Origin of the sequence: Ruegeria sp. HKCCA6837 (assembly GCF_013034475.1) — a bacterium.
In the GTDB taxonomy this organism is placed as follows: Bacteria; Pseudomonadota; Alphaproteobacteria; order Rhodobacterales; family Rhodobacteraceae; genus Ruegeria.
Map to the genome: position 1 here is coordinate 136,437 of NZ_WQGD01000003.1, position 17,138 is coordinate 153,574.

At 55.7% G+C, this 17,138-nt stretch carries 19 protein-coding genes; 3 read left to right on the top strand and 16 right to left on the bottom strand.

Annotation, left to right across the window (positions count from 1 at the left end; translation table 11 throughout):
* Positions 1–34 precede the first annotated feature (34 nt).
* The 4 genes from GOV91_RS06860 to GOV91_RS06875 form a co-directional block, all read right to left on the bottom strand.
* Positions 35–673 (bottom strand): acyl-homoserine-lactone synthase, encoded by a 639-nt coding sequence (locus tag GOV91_RS06860; RefSeq protein WP_171234933.1) that lies wholly within the window; start codon positions 671–673, stop codon positions 35–37.
* 83 nt (positions 674–756) lie between these two features.
* Positions 757–1,476 (bottom strand): LuxR family transcriptional regulator, encoded by a 720-nt coding sequence (locus GOV91_RS06865; protein ID WP_171234934.1) that lies wholly within the window; start codon positions 1,474–1,476, stop codon positions 757–759.
* Between the two features lie 368 nt (positions 1,477–1,844).
* Positions 1,845–3,128, bottom strand: coding sequence for a crotonyl-CoA carboxylase/reductase (ccrA, locus tag GOV91_RS06870; protein ID WP_171179175.1), 1,284 nt, complete (start codon positions 3,126–3,128; stop codon positions 1,845–1,847).
* Positions 3,129–3,265: 137 nt separating this feature from the next.
* On the bottom strand, positions 3,266–4,630 hold the full coding sequence (locus GOV91_RS06875; protein WP_171234935.1) for a 1-acyl-sn-glycerol-3-phosphate acyltransferase: 1,365 nt from the start codon (positions 4,628–4,630) through the stop codon (positions 3,266–3,268).
* Between the two features lie 143 nt (positions 4,631–4,773).
* On the opposite strand from GOV91_RS06875, the gene GOV91_RS06880 reads away from it, so the two are divergent.
* The 3 genes from GOV91_RS06880 to deoD all read left to right on the top strand — a co-directional run bounded on the left by GOV91_RS06880 (position 4,774) and on the right by deoD (position 7,912).
* On the top strand, positions 4,774–6,741 hold the full coding sequence (locus tag GOV91_RS06880; RefSeq protein ID WP_171234936.1) for a protein meaA: 1,968 nt from the start codon (positions 4,774–4,776) through the stop codon (positions 6,739–6,741).
* Positions 6,742–6,865: 124 nt separating this feature from the next.
* On the top strand, positions 6,866–7,183 hold the full coding sequence (locus tag GOV91_RS06885; protein WP_171179162.1) for an H-NS family nucleoid-associated regulatory protein: 318 nt from the start codon (positions 6,866–6,868) through the stop codon (positions 7,181–7,183).
* An 18-nt stretch (positions 7,184–7,201) separates the two neighbouring features.
* On the top strand, positions 7,202–7,912 hold the full coding sequence (deoD, locus tag GOV91_RS06890) for a purine-nucleoside phosphorylase (protein WP_171234937.1): 711 nt from the start codon (positions 7,202–7,204) through the stop codon (positions 7,910–7,912).
* 33 nt (positions 7,913–7,945) lie between these two features.
* Here the strand turns inward: deoD and GOV91_RS06895 are convergent, their stop codons facing one another.
* The 12 genes from GOV91_RS06895 to GOV91_RS06950 form a co-directional block, all read right to left on the bottom strand.
* On the bottom strand, positions 7,946–8,809 hold the full coding sequence (locus GOV91_RS06895; protein WP_171234938.1) for a DUF1989 domain-containing protein: 864 nt from the start codon (positions 8,807–8,809) through the stop codon (positions 7,946–7,948).
* A 288-nt stretch (positions 8,810–9,097) separates the two neighbouring features.
* Positions 9,098–9,238: a hypothetical protein gene (locus GOV91_RS06900; RefSeq protein ID WP_171234939.1), complete on the bottom strand. Its 141-nt coding sequence runs from the start codon at positions 9,236–9,238 to the stop codon at positions 9,098–9,100.
* A 121-nt stretch (positions 9,239–9,359) separates the two neighbouring features.
* Positions 9,360–10,139, bottom strand: a complete 780-nt coding sequence (locus GOV91_RS06905; protein ID WP_171234940.1) for a succinate dehydrogenase iron-sulfur subunit — start codon at positions 10,137–10,139, stop codon at positions 9,360–9,362.
* Between the two features lie 31 nt (positions 10,140–10,170).
* Entirely contained in the window at positions 10,171–10,797 is a 627-nt protein-coding gene (locus GOV91_RS06910) for a sulfotransferase (RefSeq protein ID WP_171234941.1), read from the bottom strand.
* 95 nt (positions 10,798–10,892) lie between these two features.
* Positions 10,893–12,698, bottom strand: a complete 1,806-nt coding sequence (gene sdhA / locus GOV91_RS06915) for a succinate dehydrogenase flavoprotein subunit (RefSeq protein ID WP_171234942.1) — start codon at positions 12,696–12,698, stop codon at positions 10,893–10,895.
* Between the two features lie 18 nt (positions 12,699–12,716).
* Positions 12,717–13,088 (bottom strand): succinate dehydrogenase, hydrophobic membrane anchor protein, encoded by a 372-nt coding sequence (gene sdhD, locus GOV91_RS06920; RefSeq protein ID WP_171234943.1) that lies wholly within the window; start codon positions 13,086–13,088, stop codon positions 12,717–12,719.
* A 13-nt stretch (positions 13,089–13,101) separates the two neighbouring features.
* On the bottom strand, positions 13,102–13,488 hold the full coding sequence (gene sdhC / locus GOV91_RS06925; RefSeq protein WP_170346368.1) for a succinate dehydrogenase, cytochrome b556 subunit: 387 nt from the start codon (positions 13,486–13,488) through the stop codon (positions 13,102–13,104).
* A 215-nt stretch (positions 13,489–13,703) separates the two neighbouring features.
* Positions 13,704–14,366 carry a DUF1194 domain-containing protein gene (locus GOV91_RS06930; protein WP_171179150.1) on the bottom strand — a complete coding sequence of 221 codons (663 nt, stop codon included), beginning with the start codon at positions 14,364–14,366 and terminating at the stop codon, positions 13,704–13,706.
* 54 nt (positions 14,367–14,420) lie between these two features.
* Positions 14,421–15,449, bottom strand: a complete 1,029-nt coding sequence (locus GOV91_RS06935; RefSeq protein ID WP_171234944.1) for a MaoC family dehydratase — start codon at positions 15,447–15,449, stop codon at positions 14,421–14,423.
* A complete protein-coding gene (locus GOV91_RS06940) occupies positions 15,449–15,655 on the bottom strand; it encodes a DUF1737 domain-containing protein (RefSeq protein ID WP_171234945.1) in 207 nt (68 codons plus the stop codon). The genes GOV91_RS06935 and GOV91_RS06940 overlap by 1 nt, the downstream gene beginning before the upstream one ends.
* 11 nt (positions 15,656–15,666) lie before the next feature.
* Positions 15,667–16,221: an NnrU family protein gene (locus tag GOV91_RS06945; RefSeq protein ID WP_171179144.1), complete on the bottom strand. Its 555-nt coding sequence runs from the start codon at positions 16,219–16,221 to the stop codon at positions 15,667–15,669.
* 6 nt (positions 16,222–16,227) lie between these two features.
* Positions 16,228–17,085, bottom strand: coding sequence for a CoA ester lyase (locus GOV91_RS06950; protein WP_171234946.1), 858 nt, complete (start codon positions 17,083–17,085; stop codon positions 16,228–16,230).
* Positions 17,086–17,138 lie beyond the last annotated feature (53 nt).

Here is a 17,138-nt window from a genome sequence, read left to right on the forward strand (position 1 = left end):
CCATCACCAGATGCGGAATGGCGATTTCAGCCGCTCAGGCGGACAGTGCAAATCGGTGCTGCTTTTTGGGCCCAAAAGCCGTGTTGAACCAAAGGCGTGACAGTTCGCGTGGGATGCCCACGCGCTCCGCCACGCGGTTGCAGTCATCTGCAGAGTAAGGCCACAACCCGACCGAGATCTGATCCCGCCCGCTGCCCTGGGTGCCCAGAACCTCGGGCGATGAGCCGATCAGGCGATAGATACGGATCATACGCGCATCAAACACACCGGCGATGTGTGTCAGCCCAAAACCCTCCATCATTTCACCCCCGCTCAGCATAATGGCCCCAGCCGTATGCGGGCCTGCGTCGCGTGACAGGCAAAACCGTGTAACTTCCCAGATCAGCGGGATGCAAATGGGTTTGCCACCGTTAAGATGCCCAAACACCTCGTTGATCATCACCCGACCCGTTGTCGGCAACACCCGCATCGACCCGCCATGACGGCCGTCCGGCTCTTCCCAGATGACATAGAGCGGGTTGAGCGCATCATACTCATCCCGCTCTTCCCCCTGTTCATTGACGTGGACATCCCACCCCAGCCGGGTTTTGAACTGATCCGCTCGATCCTTGAACATCCCCTCTGCCAGAGTTGGAAATCTGTGCAACTCATCGGCATATAAATAACGCAACATGACTTGTTCCCCTTGTCGTCCTGTGCAGGAACGAAAGGGGTACAGAGTCGTGGTTAATGTTGCGTGTGGGGTGCGCGCTGGCCTTAAACCACTATTAAGCCTCGGCTAAGTGCGGTTGCGATTGCATGAGTTGTGTTATGAGCGCCCAATTTGGATCGGGCGCTTTCGATATAAACCCGCAGCGTATGCTCTGATATCGACAGAGAATGCGCCACTTGAGCCCGGCTGTATCCCAAAGCCAAAAGGGTGATCGCGTCAATTTCCCGTGGAGACAGATTACGTTTGGAATCCGGCTGCCTGTCCTCTTCGAACTCAAGCGCTTTGCGATTGATAAAATGCGCAACAAGGATCAAGTCTCGCCCGAAGGTGGAAATAAAGCGCTGCCAGGTCCGATCATCGCAACTGTGGTTTACTGTGAATAGGGCAAACTGCCCGTTCGGGCCCCGGATCGGAATGGAATAGCCCTGATTGCCAACACCGTGGTTTCTGGCATCTTCAAGAAAGGACTTTGCAATCCTGCTCGACCAGTCCAGAGATTTCCAGTCAACCGGATGAAATCTTTGGAAACACCCAAGAATAACCGGATCAATACGATGGTAATTCTTGTCCCGATAGCGTTCGTCCCAAGCATCTGAATATGTGGTGTAACCGTACTGATCACCAGCACCATCGACCCAGTGATAGGTCAGATGTTCGACCTGAAGAATACCACGTAATTGCTCTGCAACATTGCTGAGCTCTTCAAGCGTGTTGGTGTTTTCCAAATCCTGAAGGATTTGACCCAATTCGACTTCTGTTCCCATCCGCGGGCGCTCGTGCCTCGTTCTTCAGGGACGCAATCTCGGCCGCCGCGATCAGCCTTGTGTCATCCAGCTGCTCGGCAAGCGCGCTCAACCCGTTCGCAACGGCGAAAGCATTGAGATCCGACAATACGTCCAATATCCACTCATTCTGCGCCATTAGGGTCTCTCTGAAACAGTTAACGAAGCGTTAACACAACCATAACATGTATAATCTTTTTCGACCTATTCACCGGTTTCTACTCCCCAAAAATGGCGGGGGAGGAAAATGTAAGTGTTTGAAAGTCCGAAAGGCTTTGTCAAAACGCAAAACACCCGCGAACCGGTAAGGCGATTCGCGGGTGTTTTTTTGTCTACAACCCAAATGGGGATCAACCTGCGTCGAGAACTTCTTCCAGGGTTCGCAGGCCAGTGCGGGGCGCTTGAACAAGGACAGACATGTTCCCCGGCTTATGTTCGTTCCGGAGCATCTTCATGTGCGCCTCTGGCAGATCGTTCCAAGTGAACACTTCCGACATGCAGGGGTCCAAGCGACGTTCAACCATCAGCTTGTTTGCAGCAGCCGCTTGTTTGAGGTGCGCAAAGTGCGATCCTTGCAGGCGCTTTTGATGCATCCACATGTAGCGCACATCAAAGGTACAGTTGAAACCTGTTGTACCGGCGCAGATCACGACCATACCACCTTTTTTGACAACAAAGGTCGAGACCGGGAACGTGCTTTCACCGGGGTGTTCAAACACCATATCCACGTTGTTGCCCTTGCCGGTGATGTCCCAAATCGCCTTGCCGAACTTGCGGGCTTCTTTGAACCATTCGGCATATTCCGGCGTGTTTACCGTGGGCAATTGGCCCCAACAGTTGAAGTCTTTACGGTTCAGCACGCCCTTGGCACCTAATCCCATAACGAAATCGCGCTTGCTTTCGTCCGAGATTACACCAATCGCATTCGCACCGGCCGTGTTGATCAGCTGGATCGCATAAGAACCAAGACCGCCAGACGCACCCCAAACCAGAACGTTCTGGCCCGGCTTCAGATCATGCGGCTCGTGGCCAAACAGCATCCTATAAGCGGTCGCCAACGTCAGTGTGTAGCACGCAGCTTCTTCCCAGGTCAGGTGCTTGGGGCGCGGCATAAGTTGTTGTGCCTGAACGCGGGTGAACTGGCTGAAAGAGCCGTCTGGTGTCTCATAACCCCATATCCTTTGGCTGGTCGAGTACATCGGATCGCCGCCGTTGCACTCTTCGTCATCGCCATCGTCCTGGTTGCAGTGGATGACTACTTCGTCGCCGACTTTCCAGCGCTTCACCTTATCGCCAACGGCCCAGACAATGCCTGACGCATCCGAACCGGCAATGTGATAGGGGGCTTTGTGGCCATCAAACGGGCTGATTGGCTGACCCAGGGCGGCCCAGACACCGTTATAGTTTACGCCAGCCGCCATCACCAGAACCAGCACCTCGTTGCTGTCCAGTTCGGGTACGTCGACCACTTCCTGTTGCATTGCAGTGTTCGGCTCGCCGTGGCGTTCCTTGCGGATGGCCCAGGCATACATTTGCTTGGGAACAAATCCCATCGGAGGGATCTCACCCATTTCATAGAGGTCCTTTTCGGGTGCCTCGTACGACGCGATACCGCTTTCGGTGTCCAAAGCCATGCTGGCCTCCTATTCTCAATATCATTGCCGCAACGCAGAATCGCGTGCTTCACAGACTGTGAATATTGACCGCTGGGTAATAATGCAACCGTTTTTGGTTCATATTTGTAATTTTATGACCCAGCAGATGCAGAAAGTTATTTTGCGAGCGCAGTATTCTCAGAATCCCTGTGGTTTAGGGCTGAGGCTGCATAGTACTCCAGCAAATCCTCTCTTTGACCTGAAAGGGCCAGATTGTCCCCCTGGCGGCTTAAGATCCTGCGCTCGACCAACTGATTCAGGGCATTTTCAACCGCCGCTTCGTCTTGGTCTGACGCATGACCGTCTTCGGCCAGCATAGAAAGTATTTGGGAACGAACGACCTCTTCAGATGAAGAACCTTTCTGTTGCAACAACAGGCACGCCGCAGGGGCCGGAACCAGCGGGATCGCTTGCCCGATGCGTTGCATCAATTCCCGGGCCAGATCCGTCATGACATCGTCATCATTCACGGCGCGAAATTCCTTTAGCGAAATGGGCACCCCATATCGCACAGAGGCAACGCCAAACCGCTTGTACCGCCCGATTAGGCGCCGCCAGATCTGCTTGAGGATCCAGCGCGAGATCACGCCAATCCGAGCGCGAAACCTACGCTCGGACCCCAAAGCCGCACGGGTCAGGATGGTATCTTCAAGCACCCGATCATAATTCAACGCCACAGGAACGAATACGACGTCGCGGCCTTCAGGCGAAGTTCCGTCCATAATGTATTTCAGCAAACCCAGCTTTGGGCGACCCAGTGCGCCGGTCAGGCTTAAACCGCCTTCCGGGAACATGGCCTGCGTCACACCCGCTTCGGTCGCGTGGCGCACATAGCAGGACAACACCTGCCTATAGAGCTCACTGCCTGATTTGCGCCGAATGAAGTACGCTCCCATTGCACGGATCAAACGGCTTAGCGGCCAAACGCGCGCCCATTCTCCGACAGCATAAGACAAGGCCGACTGCTGTGCCGCCAGATAGGTCACAAGCACATAGTCCATATTGCTGCGATGGTTCATCACAAAAACCACGGTCGCATCCGGGTCGATGTTCTTGATCGCAGCCTCGTCCTTGTACCCGAGTCGGACCTCGTAAAACGTATTGCTCAGCAGACGGGCGAGCCGAATGGCAAAGCTGAAATAGGCAAAGGCAGAAAACGACGGGACAATCTCGCGCGCGTAGCGGCGCGCTTTTTCAAAGGCGACTGCCTCGGGAATGCCTTCGTCCTGCGCGTGTTGTTGAACCGCCTGCCCGACCTGAGGGTCGTAAATCAGCCGCTGGATCATGTCATGACGCCGCGCCAGCTTGAACGGTTGAATGGGACGTTGAAGCCTTTGATTCAGGCGCGAAACGGCGCGTTCCAATCTACGGCGAAAAAACCATCGCACTGAAGGAAACAGAAAATGCGAAGCAAAAGTGACCATGGCAAAGACCACGATCAGCAGGAAAAGCCAAAGCGGAAGTTCCACGGTTTGCGTCATGGCGGCACATTGCCACCAATCGCAACTGCCCACAATCTGAACAATTGAAGGATGCCGCAACGCAGCGAATTGACATATCCCGAAAATTGCGCTTTAGAACCTCAAGACGTAATTTTATTGCCCACTGAAACACGAGGCCCCCTATGACGCAGACGCAGAAAGATCGCCCTTGGCTCATCCGAACCTATGCCGGTCATTCCACGGCCAAAGCCTCGAACGCACTTTATCGGGGGAACCTGGCGAAAGGGCAAACCGGCCTGTCCGTGGCTTTCGATCTGCCCACGCAAACGGGCTATGACAGCGACCACACCTTGGCACGCGGTGAAGTCGGCAAAGTGGGCGTTCCTGTTTGTCATCTGGGCGACATGCGGGTTCTGTTCGACCAGATCCCGCTAGAGCAGATGAACACCTCGATGACCATCAACGCTACCGCCCCATGGCTTTTGGCGCTTTATATCGCCGTCGCGGAAGAGCAAGGCGCAGATGTGTCGAAATTGCAGGGCACGGTGCAAAATGACCTGATCAAGGAATATCTGAGCCGCGGCACCTATGTTTGCCCGCCCAAACCGTCGCTTAAGATGATCGCGGACGTGGCCGAGTATTGCTATACCAACGTTCCCAAGTGGAACCCGATGAATGTGTGCTCGTACCACCTGCAAGAAGCGGGCGCGACACCAGAACAGGAACTGGCCTATGCGTTGGCCACCGCCATCGCGGTGTTGGACGAATTGCGCCCGCGCGTTCCGGCAGAGGATTTCCCAGCCTTGTGTGGCCGTATTTCGTTTTTCGTGAACGCGGGCATCCGCTTTGTCACCGAAATGTGCAAGATGCGCGCATTTGTCGATCTTTGGGATGAGATTCTGCAACAACGCTATGGTGTCGAGAATCCGAAATTCCGCCGATTCCGCTATGGGGTGCAGGTGAACTCGTTGGGTCTGACCGAACAACAGCCTGAAAACAACGTCTATCGCATCCTGATCGAAATGCTGGCCGTGACGCTGTCGAAAAACGCGCGTGCGCGTGCGGTGCAATTGCCTGCCTGGAACGAGGCGCTTGGGCTGCCGCGCCCCTGGGATCAGCAATGGTCGATGCGGATGCAGCAAATCCTGGCTTATGAAACCGACCTACTGGAATTCGACGACCTGTTCGATGGCAACCCCGCCGTCGATGCCAAAGTCGAAGAGTTGAAAACAGGCGCGCGGGCCGAGTTGGCGAACCTTGATTCGATGGGTGGCGCGGTGGCCTCGATCGAGTACATGAAATCCCGCCTGGTGGACTCAAACGCAGATCGGCTGAACCGTATTGAACGGAACGAAACCGTCGTTGTTGGAGTAAATAAATGGATCGAAGGTGAAGCTTCACCTTTGCAGACCGAAGATGGCGGCATCATGGTTGTCGATCCAGCTGTTGAACAGGAACAGATCGACCGCCTGAACTCCTGGCGCGCTGAACGGGACGACTCGGCTGTTGCAAATGCCCTGGCCGCGCTGCGGGAGGCCGCGCAAACCGGAGCAAACGTGATGGAGCCGTCCATTGCCGCCGCCAAGGCGGGCGTCACCACAGGCGAATGGGCGGAAGAGATGCGCAAAGTCTACGGTACGTATCGTGGCCCAACCGGTGTTTCAGGCTCGGTTTCGAACAAAACCGAAGGGTTGGACGATCTGCGCGCTGCGGTCGACGCGGTCAGTGACAAACTGGGCCGCCGCCTCAAGTTTCTGGTCGGCAAACCGGGATTGGATGGCCATTCCAACGGCGCTGAACAGATCGCCTTCCGCGCCCGTGATTGCGGCATGGACATCAGCTATGAAGGCATCCGCCTAACGCCAGAGGAAATCGTGGATGCTGCACGCGAAGACGACGCGCATGTAATCGGCTTATCTATTCTATCCGGCAGCCACCTGCCACTGGTCGAAGATGTATTGGCGCGTCTGCAAAAGGCGGGGCTGTCCCATATACCGGTTGTTGTCGGCGGGATTATCCCTGATGAAGATGCCGAAAAATTGAAAGCCATGGGGGTGGCCAAGGTTTACACCCCTAAGAACTTTGAATTGAACGCAATTATGGGCGATATCGTTGTTTTGGCAGACCACAAAACACTTGCTGCTGAATAACTGAGCCTTTTCTTTCTTTTTTCCCCGTTTCTGTCCTTGAAATCTTTGGGATGGAATAATCCTGTTTTTGGAAATACGGTGCGCGCCAATACGCACCGTATTTTAATTCAATCGGAGAAGACTGATGGGGATCAATCTCGAACAAATGTCGCGAAAAGAGCTGTTGGCTTTACGTGACGATATAGACAAAGCGCTTGTAAGCGCCGAAAAACGCGAGCGGAGTGCGGCTTTGAAGGCTGCTGAAAAAGCAGCGGCAGAGTTTGGTTTTTCGCTGTCTGAATTGTCCAGCGACGCGCCTCGTGGCGGAAAAGCGCCTAAAACGAAAGCGAAATATCGCAATCCGTCGAACCCGGACCAGACGTGGTCAGGTCGTGGGCGCAAACCCCAATGGGTGCATGACGCCTTGAATGCGGGATCCGATATTTCTGAATTGGAAATTTGATCAGGATAAGTTGAACAAATGACCATTCACATTGGTGCCGAAAAAGGCGAAATCGCAGAAACCGTTCTTTTGCCCGGAGACCCTTATCGGGCAAAATGGGCTGCAGAGACTTTTTTGACCGATGTAAAACAGGTCAATGACGTTCGGGGAATGCTTGGTTTTACCGGCAATTGGAAAGGACATCCTGTAACGATTCAGGGCAGCGGCATGGGGATGCCCTCTCTTTCCATTTACGTGAATGAATTGATCCGTGATTACGGTGCAAAAACCCTGATCCGTATCGGTTCATGTGGCGGCATGCAGGACAGTGTGAAACTGCGCGACGTTATTCTGGCGATGACATCCACCACGCTCAGCACTCCGTCGCGCGGCATCATGAAAGAGTTGAACTTTGCCCCCTGCGCTGATTGGGAGTTGTTGCATTCTGCGACAGCGGCAGCAGCGGCAAAGGGGACGCCAACGCATGTTGGTGGAATCTACTCCTCCGATGTCTTTTATGACGAGCGCCCCGATCTGAACGAACAGATGGTGCGTCACGGCATTCTGGGCGTCGAGATGGAAGCCGCAGAACTGTACATCTTGGCGGCACGCCACAAGTGCAGGGCTTTGGCTGTACTCACTGTTTCCGATCACCTTTTGACCGGAGAAGCTCTGCCGTCGTCTGAGCGCGAGCGGAGCTTTGGTGACATGGTGGAAATCGCCCTTCAGGCGGCTTTCCCGAACACCTGACAAATGGCAGGCACCACCAGGTGCCTGTCGGATTTATCGCCCATGCGTGCGATCATAACCATTGCGCGCCGGGCTTTCCCAACCTTTCAAATCACCTTCAGCGGGTGCGAATGTTTCGACCAGCAGCGGGAAACAGGCCGCCGTGTCCGAGGAATGCTCGGACGAACAATCCCCGCCTGGGCAGGCGCTCAGATTGCCAAGCAGATCAATTTCGGCAAAGAATTCAAGATAATCACCGGGGCGCACAGGTGAGGCCTTCATAAAATATTGACCCGTATCGCGGGTAAACCCGGTGCACATAAAGACATTCAGCACGTCATGCACTGCAAGTTCAGCTTCGGTCAGCGGAAGATCCAAATGATCCGCAAGCGCGCGGGTCAGGTTTGAATGGCAGCAGTGGTGGTATTGCGTACCCGACAACAGGTTGCCCGTATACGGATCACACCGCGTACCAATAACGTCATGGACCGACCCGCCAAAGACGTCGATTCCGTACCATTCCAGTGTGTCTTCAATGATCGTGGCCATAGGGCGCAGATGGGGAAAACTGGACCACATCTGTTCTCCGGTGGTCAGATGCGTTCCATGCAAGGCGCGGGTTTTACCTGAATAGAACCGTTCGGACAGGTCATTGCGGTTCCATATGTTCAAATCACCGACCTGTGGGCCTTCGACGGACGTAATTCGAAAGAAATGCCCTGCCGGCACCTCAAAACAGCGCGCATCGCGCGGGGGAACCAGAACCTCGCCGGTTTTGATTGCGCCTTGGCGCAGGGTTCGCATCCACGACACATCAGGTCGCGGTAATGCGTCGTTCGGGTAGCAGATTACGGGGGCCAGCGCGCGACGCGCCTCAGCATCTTCGGGAACGGGGACAGGGCGTTCAGAACGTGTCATGCGATGCAGACTGGCGCATAACTCTGCCTGCGAAAAGCAGATAATTAGTTGTCGCGCGCCCTCAAACACCGCAAAGGCTGGTCCTGAGAAGTGATTTCAGCGCCGCAGAAGCCACACCGCCAGACACCATGGCTTTTGTCTTGGCGCCACCGACAATTACGCGTCAGCGTAGAATGACGGGCGCGCCAGACAAAATATCCGAATACACCGGCCGCCAACAGAAGCAGAAGAACAGGCATTGCCTTGCTTTGCCGATTAGCAGTCGTAATTCAAGTCTTACGGCCCGTATCAGGCTGCGTTTGCGTATTCGAACAACTCAGGTTCTTTGTCAGCTTTCACGAGTTCTGGCACGTAATACGCCCATGCCTGCTCAAGCAGTTCCAACGCTTCTTGGGCGTCGGTTTTTTGTTTGGAAGTGTCTTTGCTCATTGGAGTGATCCTAGCTTAATCTCATCACTCCTCCCTGCCCCAAAAATAAGGCAACGCAGCCAAGGCCGCATCGCCTAATTTTGCAAGTTGGGCATGCGTTTATCGCAAAACGCAGTGGCGCTTAAACAGCGCGTTCGACCATCATCTTTTTGATTTCAGCAATCGCCTTGGCCGGGTTCAGACCTTTGGGGCAGGTCTTGGCGCAATTCATGATGGTGTGACAGCGATACAGCTTGAACGGATCTTCCAGCTCATCCAGACGTTCGCCTGTGGACTCATCGCGGCTGTCGATAATCCAGCGATACGCATGCAGCAACGCGGCGGGGCCAAGATACCGGTCACCGTTCCACCAATAGCTGGGGCACGAGGTTGAGCAGCTGGCGCACATCACGCATTCATAGAGACCATCCAGTTTCTTGCGGTCCTCAATCGACTGCTTCCATTCCTTCGCGGGACGGTTGGTCTTGGTTTCCAGCCAAGGCATGATCGAAGCATGCTGCGCATAGAAATGGGTCAGATCAGGGATCAGGTCCTTGACCACTGGCATATGCGGCAGCGGATAGATCTTCACGTCGCCCTTGATCTCGTCCATGCCGTAAATGCAGGCCAACGTGTTGATCCCGTCGATATTCATCGCACAAGAGCCACAGATGCCTTCGCGGCAAGACCGGCGGAAGGTCAACGTTGGGTCGATCTCGTTCTTGATCTTGATCAGCGCGTCCAGAACCATCGGGCCGCATGTATCCATGTCGACGAAATAGGTATCAACACGCGGGTTCTGACCGTCATCGGGGTTCCAGCGATAGATCTGGAACTTGCGCACATTGGTGGCACCGTCCGGCTTGGGCCAGGTCTTGCCGGTGGTAATCCGGGAATTCTTGGGCAGGGTCAGTTGAACCATGTCAATTCTCCATTCAGCACAAGGCCGCCTTTCAGCCTGTCCGGGCGCGATCAGACGCCCCTCGATTATAATGCCCCCAGTGGGCAATGTTCACGTCGAAATCCGGCGAGAGCCAGTCCGCAACGCGTTGTGGGTCATCTTTGTCGATATCATAGCGCAGGAAGCGAGGATTTCCGTCGAAATAGGTTTCGACCTCGGTGTGGTGCACATCGTACATATGCGCCCAACCCTGTTTCACCTCATTAGCTGTCTGTCCGTTGGCCTTGCAGCACCGCTCCAGATAGCCGCCACTGGAATGGCTGGCCCTTGAGTTGATCCAATCCTCGCGATTGCGCGTGTTCAGCAAAAAGTATGCGCTTGGATAAGCCGCGTGCAGCTCGCGAAAGAAACGCGAACCGTCCAGCATGAAGCGCGAATTGACAAAGGCAATGTCGGTGAAGGCCCTTACCGCGCCGAACCCATCCAAGGGCCTGCGCCCCATGGCAATATTGGTCATCATGCGATGCGCAAGGTTTTGGCCTTGCTCATCTTCCCAATGCACGGATGGGATTCCGCTGTTATGGAACAGCTTGTGAAACGAGGTCGTCGCACAGCGATTCAACCCGATCAGGATTATCTTTGGATCGCTTGACCCCGACTTCAAAACTTCGACCGTCATGACAAGCACCACGCACGCGCCATCCGCAGGCTGATTGCCTGCATCAGGATCACGGGTATTTGGCGCTTGTGCGTCATTGCCTGCTTTCCCTGCCCTTAGAACGTCCGCGCTTTGGGCGCGATTTTCTGCAGGCTAATACCGCCTTGGTCCTCGGTCGTCAGCGGATCAACGATGACCGGGCGATAGCTCAGCTCAACTGCGTTGCCCTTAACCCGGCTGACCGTGTGAACGCGCCAGTTTTCATCGTCACGCTCGCTGAAGTCCTCGTGCGCGTGGGCACCACGGGATTCCTTACGGGCCTCAGCACCGACGATGGTCGCCAACGCGTTGGGCATCAGGTTGGCCAGTTCCAACGTTTCCATCAGATCGCTGTTCCATACCAGAGACCGGTCAGTGACTTGCAGATCGTCCATCTTAGCGGCAATCGCCGTCATCTTTTCAACGCCCTCGGCCATAGTTTTGGCCGTACGGAACACAGCGGCATCGGCTTGCATGGTTTTCTGCATCTCAAGCCGCAATTCTGCCGTCGGGACCGAGCCGCTGGCATTGCGGACCGCTTCGAACCGATCAAAGGCTTTGTCGACCGACGCCTGATTCAGAACCGGGTTCGGCGCTTCGGCATCCACGACTTTGCCAGCGCGGATCGCGGCGGCGCGGCCAAACACCACGAGGTCGATCAGCGAGTTAGACCCCAGACGGTTCGCACCGTGGACCGAGGCACAACCCGCTTCACCCACGGCCATCAAGCCGGGGACAACAGCCGTTGGGTCGTCGGCGGTGGGGTTCAGAACCTCACCCCAATAGTTGGTCGGAATGCCACCCATGTTGTAGTGAACGGTCGGCAGAACCGGGATTGGTTCCTTGGTCACGTCGACACCCGCAAAAATCTTTGCACTTTCCGAGATACCCGGCAAACGCTCTGCCAGAGCTTCAGCAGGCAAATGCGACAGGTTCAGGTGGATGTGATCCCCTTCCGCGCCGACACCGCGGCCTTCGCGAATCTCCATCGTCATCGAGCGCGAGACATAGTCACGCGGCGCGAGGTCTTTGTACTGGGGCGCATAACGCTCCATAAACCGCTCGCCTTCCGAGTTTGTCAGATAGCCACCCTCGCCGCGCGCACCTTCGGTGATCAGACAGCCCGAGCCGTAGATGCCGGTCGGGTGGAACTGCACGAACTCCATATCCTGCAGGGCCAGACCTGCGCGGGCCACCATACCGCCACCGTCACCGGTACAGGTATGGGCCGAAGTCGCGCTGAAATATGCCCGGCCATAGCCGCCTGTCGCCAGAACAACCATCTTGGCGTTGAAGACATGCATCGTGCCGTCGTCCAGCTTCCAGCAGACGACACCCTGACATTGCCCATCCTCGGACATGATCAGGTCGATGGCGAAATATTCGATGTAGAACTCGGCGTTGTTTTTCAGCGATTGACCATACAGCGTGTGCAGGATCGCATGACCGGTCCGGTCGGCGGCAGCACAGGTGCGCTGTACAGCGGGGCCTTCGCCAAACTCAGTCGTATGACCACCGAATGGGCGCTGATAGATCTTGCCTTCTTCGGTGCGGCTGAAGGGCACGCCGTAATGCTCCAATTCGTACACGGCTTTGGGCGCTTCGCGCGCGAGGTACTCCATCGCGTCGGTGTCACCCAACCAGTCCGACCCTTTGACCGTGTCATACATGTGCCACTGCCAGTGATCCGGGCCCATATTCGACAAGGACGCCGCGATACCACCCTGAGCCGCCACTGTGTGCGAACGGGTTGGGAAAACCTTTGTAACACACGCGGTGCGCAATCCCTGTTCCGCCATGCCCAAGGTCGCCCGCAGACCGGCCCCACCGGCACCGACAACGACCACGTCATAGTCATGCGTTTCGTATTCGTATGCAGCCATTTCTTTCAGCTCCGGGAGTTAAAGGGCAATGCGCGCGATGGCGAAAATGCCAGCCGCTGCCGCGCCATAAGACAGGCAAGTCACCAGAATAATCAGGACCTTTTCGAGCGTGCCGTGAACGTAGTCCTCAAGCATCACCTGCGCACCGTCTGCGAAGTGCTTGAAGCCAACTGCCAGCGTCAACGCTGCAACGATGGCTGGGAACGGCCGCGAGTAATATTCGAGCACCGCATCGAACGGCTGACCCAGAACCGGGCCAAATGTAAAGACAAACAGCGGCACAAGGATCAGCAACGCCACCGAGCTGACTTTCATCGCCCAGAAATGGGATGTGCCGGATTTTGCCGAGCCAAGGCCAGCGGCGCGTTTGCGGTCGGTCAGATAACGCATGTCAGGCCTCCAATCACGCGACGATGACAAGGGTCAGAAGGGTCAACACAACCGATCCGATGACGACGGCCCAACCCAGCTTGGTCGCTGTGGGAAGGTCCAAGCCAACCGCGTTGTCCCAGATCAGATGCCGCACGCCCGCCAGCGTGTGATACCACAGGCCCCAAACGGACAAAGCCATAACCAGATCCCCAAGCACCGAGGTAATCACGCCATTCGCCACGGCGAACGCCTCGGGCGAGGTTGCTGCGGCCAGAAACCACCAAACAATCAACAACGCCGCCAGTAGGAGTGCGTTACCAGTGATGCGTGTCAGGATGGAAGTGACCGACGTCAGCTGAGGACGATAGATCGACAGATGCGGCGAAAGTGGGCGGTTGCCCCGATTTACATCGGCCATGGCGGCTCCTTTTCGGTTGGCTACCGAACGTTTTACTGTTTTTTGCGACACTGTCACGTGCTGCGGTTGCAAAAAACAGCAAATCCACGTCAAATCAGTTGATATTCCCCATATGTGATCACACAAAATAATGTCGTGATCACATATTATATTCCTCATTATCAATGTTAGCGTTTTCAAAGGCAAACGGATGTGATCACGAATCTTTTGTCATGTCACTTCAGCTCTGCGGTTTGCTGCGTCACTTCGCGCAGCAGTTTTCTGCGAATTCGTTCCGGATAGTCCGCGAACCCTGCTGCCGAAACGACAAAAGCACCCTCACCCACGATGACATTCTCAAAGAAATAGGCCGTCAGATCCGGTTCGCTTTCCTCTATGGCCAAGGCATTGACCACAACGCCTCGATCTCGCAAGGCCGCGTGAACTTGCGTCGGCTCGACCCCTTCATTGGATACCCCGTCACCTGACAAATCGATCAGATGCCGGGCGCAGTGAGAAACCGGCTCGAATGAATCGAGCGTTGTTTGAAGCGCTTCCCCAATCGCGGTTGAAAAATTCCGCCAGATACGCGGATCAGCAGAAACTTGATCCGCAAACCGATCCAAAGCTGCGAAACTGTCGATACGGGTCCAAGGGATCGTTATCTGCTGACGCGACGACCCCGTCCATTGTACCAGCATCAACTGTGCCTGCCCCTGCACCAAAGCTTCGGATACAATCGGGTCGCGCAGTCCGGTAGCTAGCCCGTCCATCTGGATCCGATATTCGCTGCTATCGACCGAGCCGGACACATCCACAGCCAAGGCCAAAGCCAGATCACAGGCCTGAGCCGCCGGGGCCAGGCAGACGCCGGCCGATATCGCGCGCAGAAAGTGCATGGTGCAAACCTAGCACGGCTAACACGCAAGTGGTTCACATAACCGTCAGAACTCTTATTGCGGCATAAGCGCCCAATAATCGAGATCCAGAAGAACATCGGGCAAATACCGTCCCTCGTCGTTCTTCAATGCAAACGGAGCGCCCCCTTTGGTTGCCACCAATCGCAGCCGAATCGCACCCACGCCTGGTACGCCGGTTTCCGCTTTGTCCAGAACTTCGGACCACGCCTTGATGGTATCTCCTGCAAAACAAGGGTTTGCATGTGCGCCGCCGTTCAGGCCAACGATCATCTGCGCATTTGCCAAGCCATTGAACGACAGGGTCCGCGCCATCGAAATAACATGACCTCCATAGATCAGCCTGCCTTCGGGCCGGAACGTCAGGTCGAAATGCACTTTGGCCGTGTTTTGCCACAGGCGTGTGGCCAGCATGTGCTCTGCCTCTTCCACGGTGACACCGTCCACATGGTCGATGGTCTCACCGATGTCGTAGTCGCCCCAGCCGTGCGGCTCACCCGCCAAAGCAAAATTGTAGTTCGAGAAATCAAGACCCTCGGGCACGATTAGATCCTGCGGATCAAGAACCTTTTTCAACTCGGGAACAACTGTTTCGGGCGCCGGCGCGTCGACATTTGCTTTGCGCACCATAACCCAACGAACATATTCCAGCACAACCTCGTCCAACTGGTTCAGCCCGCGTGTGCGCACCCATACGACGCCAGTTTTTCCGTTGGAGTTCTGCTTGACCCCGATCACCTCGGACACAGAGCGCAGGGTATCTCCAGAGTACACAGGTTTCAGCCAGCGGCCCTCGGCGTAGCCAAGATTGGCAACCGCGTTCAACGAAACATCCGGTACGGTTTTGCCGAAAACCAGATGGAAGGCGACCAGATCATCAATCGGGCTTTCCGGCAAACCACAATCCCGGGCAAATTCGTCCGACGAATACAGGGCATGACGCGCAGGATAGAGCGCGTGATACAAGCCGCGCTCTCCCTCGGTCACTGTACGCGGTACCGCATGTTGCAGCACCTGCCCGACGGAATAATCCTCGAAAAAACGTCCCGGATTTGTTTTTGCCATTACTGCTGTCCCAGTTTCATTTCAGGGGAATAGTCCGCCTCGACCTCTTTGGTCACGGCCTGCGCACAACGCATAACGTTGTTTGCTATGTCGAAGGCATAGGTCGGGTCGCCATACAGCTCCCACCCTTTGGCCAGCGCGTCAGACACTTTGTGGCAGAAGGCCGATGTGTCTTCCTCGGTCAACAAACGATAGAGTTTTGCCATCTATCAGGTCCCTATGAGCCGAAAGGAGACGGACCGACCAGCCCATGGATATAACCGATAATCCCCAGCAGCACGATTGAAGCCACAAAGAACATCGCGTCTTTGCCGTAAGTGCCAGGCTCAGCCGGTGTCCATTCGGGCTCGGACTTGTTGATCACGATCACTTCGACCACGGCCCAGGCCAGAAGTCCACCAAACAGGATGATCGACACCAAATCGCCGTTCACCAGCAAATGCGCAAAGGCCCACAGCTTGAAACCGCCCAGCATCGGATGACGCAGCTTGTTCAACAACCGTCCCTTTGTACCGGCAGGACTCATCATGTAGATCGCGATCAGCACCAACAGGTTGTTGACGTGGATCAGGAATGTCGGCGGCGCCCAGACAAAGATGAAATCGGTCATACGATAGCCGAAGACCATCAGCAGGATCGACGCGACCAGGGCCAAAGCGACGGCGCCTTTACCCCCGTCGCCCATCGCGGCTCGACGTTCAGGTGCGACGCGTTTGAACAGATGTGCCGCCCACCACAGCGCCACGCCAAGGATCAGAAGAACAAAGCCCATGCTGGCTTACCCCGCTTGCAAAGCTGAAATTGCCTCTGCTTTTGCCAGAATTTCGCGGGCTGTTGCAACGTGCAGGTTCTCAACAATTTTGCCATCGACGACAGCAACACCCTGCCCTTGCGCTTCAACTTCTTCAAACGCCGTGATCTGGCGTCGGGCCAGATCGATCTCGGCGTCAGACGGCGCATAGGCGGCATTTGTGATCTCGACCTGTGCGGGGTGGATCAGTGTTTTGCCATCAAAACCCATGTCACGACCCTGCGCGCATTCTGCGGCCAGACCTTCGCCATCCTTGAACGCGTTATAAACGCCATCAACGATGATCAGACCTTCGGCCTTGGCAGCCAGCAGGCACAGGCCCAGCGAGGTCATAAGTGGCAGACGGTCAGGGCGAAAACGAGTTTGCAGTTCCTTCGCCAGATCATTGGTGCCAATCACGAACCCGGCCATCAGGGGATGGGCTGCGATTTCAGGCGCGTTGAGCATCCCGCGCGGCGTTTCCATCATGGCCCAGATCGGCATATCTCCGGTAATTGCAGCCAGAGCATCGACGTCGGCTGCCGAGTTTACTTTGGGCAGAAGGACAACGTCGGCATCCATGCCGCGCACCGCCTCTGCATCAGCACGACCCCATTCGGTGTCCAACCCGTTGATCCGCACGATCTTGACCCGCGCGCCATAACCACCAGCCGCCAAAGCCGCCTTGAGCGTTTCGCGTGCATTTTCCTTCTCGTCCGCCGCGACCGCATCTTCCAGATCAAAGATAATCGCATCCACAGGCAGAGTGCGGGCCTTGTCCAGTGCCCGGTCTCTCGAACCCGGGATGTAAAGAACCGAACGATAGGGGCGCTGACGAGGATCCATGGACCACTCCCATTGAAATAAAGTTGCGCGGAATGGGGCATTTTTTGCCGGAA

Bases quoted from the DNA above. Each gene is read 5' to 3' on its own strand.
- GOV91_RS06860 (WP_171234933.1), bottom strand. From the start codon at position 673: ATGTTGCGTTATTTATATGCCGATGAGTTGCACAGATTTCCAACTCTG.
- GOV91_RS06865 (WP_171234934.1), bottom strand. From the start codon at position 1,476: ATGGGAACAGAAGTCGAATTGGGTCAAATCCTTCAGGATTTGGAAAAC.
- ccrA (WP_171179175.1), bottom strand. From the start codon at position 3,128: ATGGCTTTGGACACCGAAAGCGGTATCGCGTCGTACGAGGCACCCGAA.
- GOV91_RS06875 (WP_171234935.1), bottom strand. From the start codon at position 4,630: ATGACGCAAACCGTGGAACTTCCGCTTTGGCTTTTCCTGCTGATCGTG.
- GOV91_RS06880 (WP_171234936.1), top strand. From the start codon at position 4,774: ATGACGCAGACGCAGAAAGATCGCCCTTGGCTCATCCGAACCTATGCC.
- GOV91_RS06885 (WP_171179162.1), top strand. From the start codon at position 6,866: ATGGGGATCAATCTCGAACAAATGTCGCGAAAAGAGCTGTTGGCTTTA.
- deoD (WP_171234937.1), top strand. From the start codon at position 7,202: ATGACCATTCACATTGGTGCCGAAAAAGGCGAAATCGCAGAAACCGTT.
- GOV91_RS06895 (WP_171234938.1), bottom strand. From the start codon at position 8,809: ATGACACGTTCTGAACGCCCTGTCCCCGTTCCCGAAGATGCTGAGGCG.
- GOV91_RS06900 (WP_171234939.1), bottom strand. From the start codon at position 9,238: ATGAGCAAAGACACTTCCAAACAAAAAACCGACGCCCAAGAAGCGTTG.
- GOV91_RS06905 (WP_171234940.1), bottom strand. From the start codon at position 10,139: ATGGTTCAACTGACCCTGCCCAAGAATTCCCGGATTACCACCGGCAAG.
- GOV91_RS06910 (WP_171234941.1), bottom strand. From the start codon at position 10,797: ATGACGGTCGAAGTTTTGAAGTCGGGGTCAAGCGATCCAAAGATAATC.
- sdhA (WP_171234942.1), bottom strand. From the start codon at position 12,698: ATGGCTGCATACGAATACGAAACGCATGACTATGACGTGGTCGTTGTC.
- sdhD (WP_171234943.1), bottom strand. From the start codon at position 13,088: ATGCGTTATCTGACCGACCGCAAACGCGCCGCTGGCCTTGGCTCGGCA.
- sdhC (WP_170346368.1), bottom strand. From the start codon at position 13,488: ATGGCCGATGTAAATCGGGGCAACCGCCCACTTTCGCCGCATCTGTCG.
- GOV91_RS06930 (WP_171179150.1), bottom strand. From the start codon at position 14,366: ATGCACTTTCTGCGCGCGATATCGGCCGGCGTCTGCCTGGCCCCGGCG.
- GOV91_RS06935 (WP_171234944.1), bottom strand. From the start codon at position 15,449: ATGGCAAAAACAAATCCGGGACGTTTTTTCGAGGATTATTCCGTCGGG.
- GOV91_RS06940 (WP_171234945.1), bottom strand. From the start codon at position 15,655: ATGGCAAAACTCTATCGTTTGTTGACCGAGGAAGACACATCGGCCTTC.
- GOV91_RS06945 (WP_171179144.1), bottom strand. From the start codon at position 16,221: ATGGGCTTTGTTCTTCTGATCCTTGGCGTGGCGCTGTGGTGGGCGGCA.
- GOV91_RS06950 (WP_171234946.1), bottom strand. From the start codon at position 17,085: ATGGATCCTCGTCAGCGCCCCTATCGTTCGGTTCTTTACATCCCGGGT.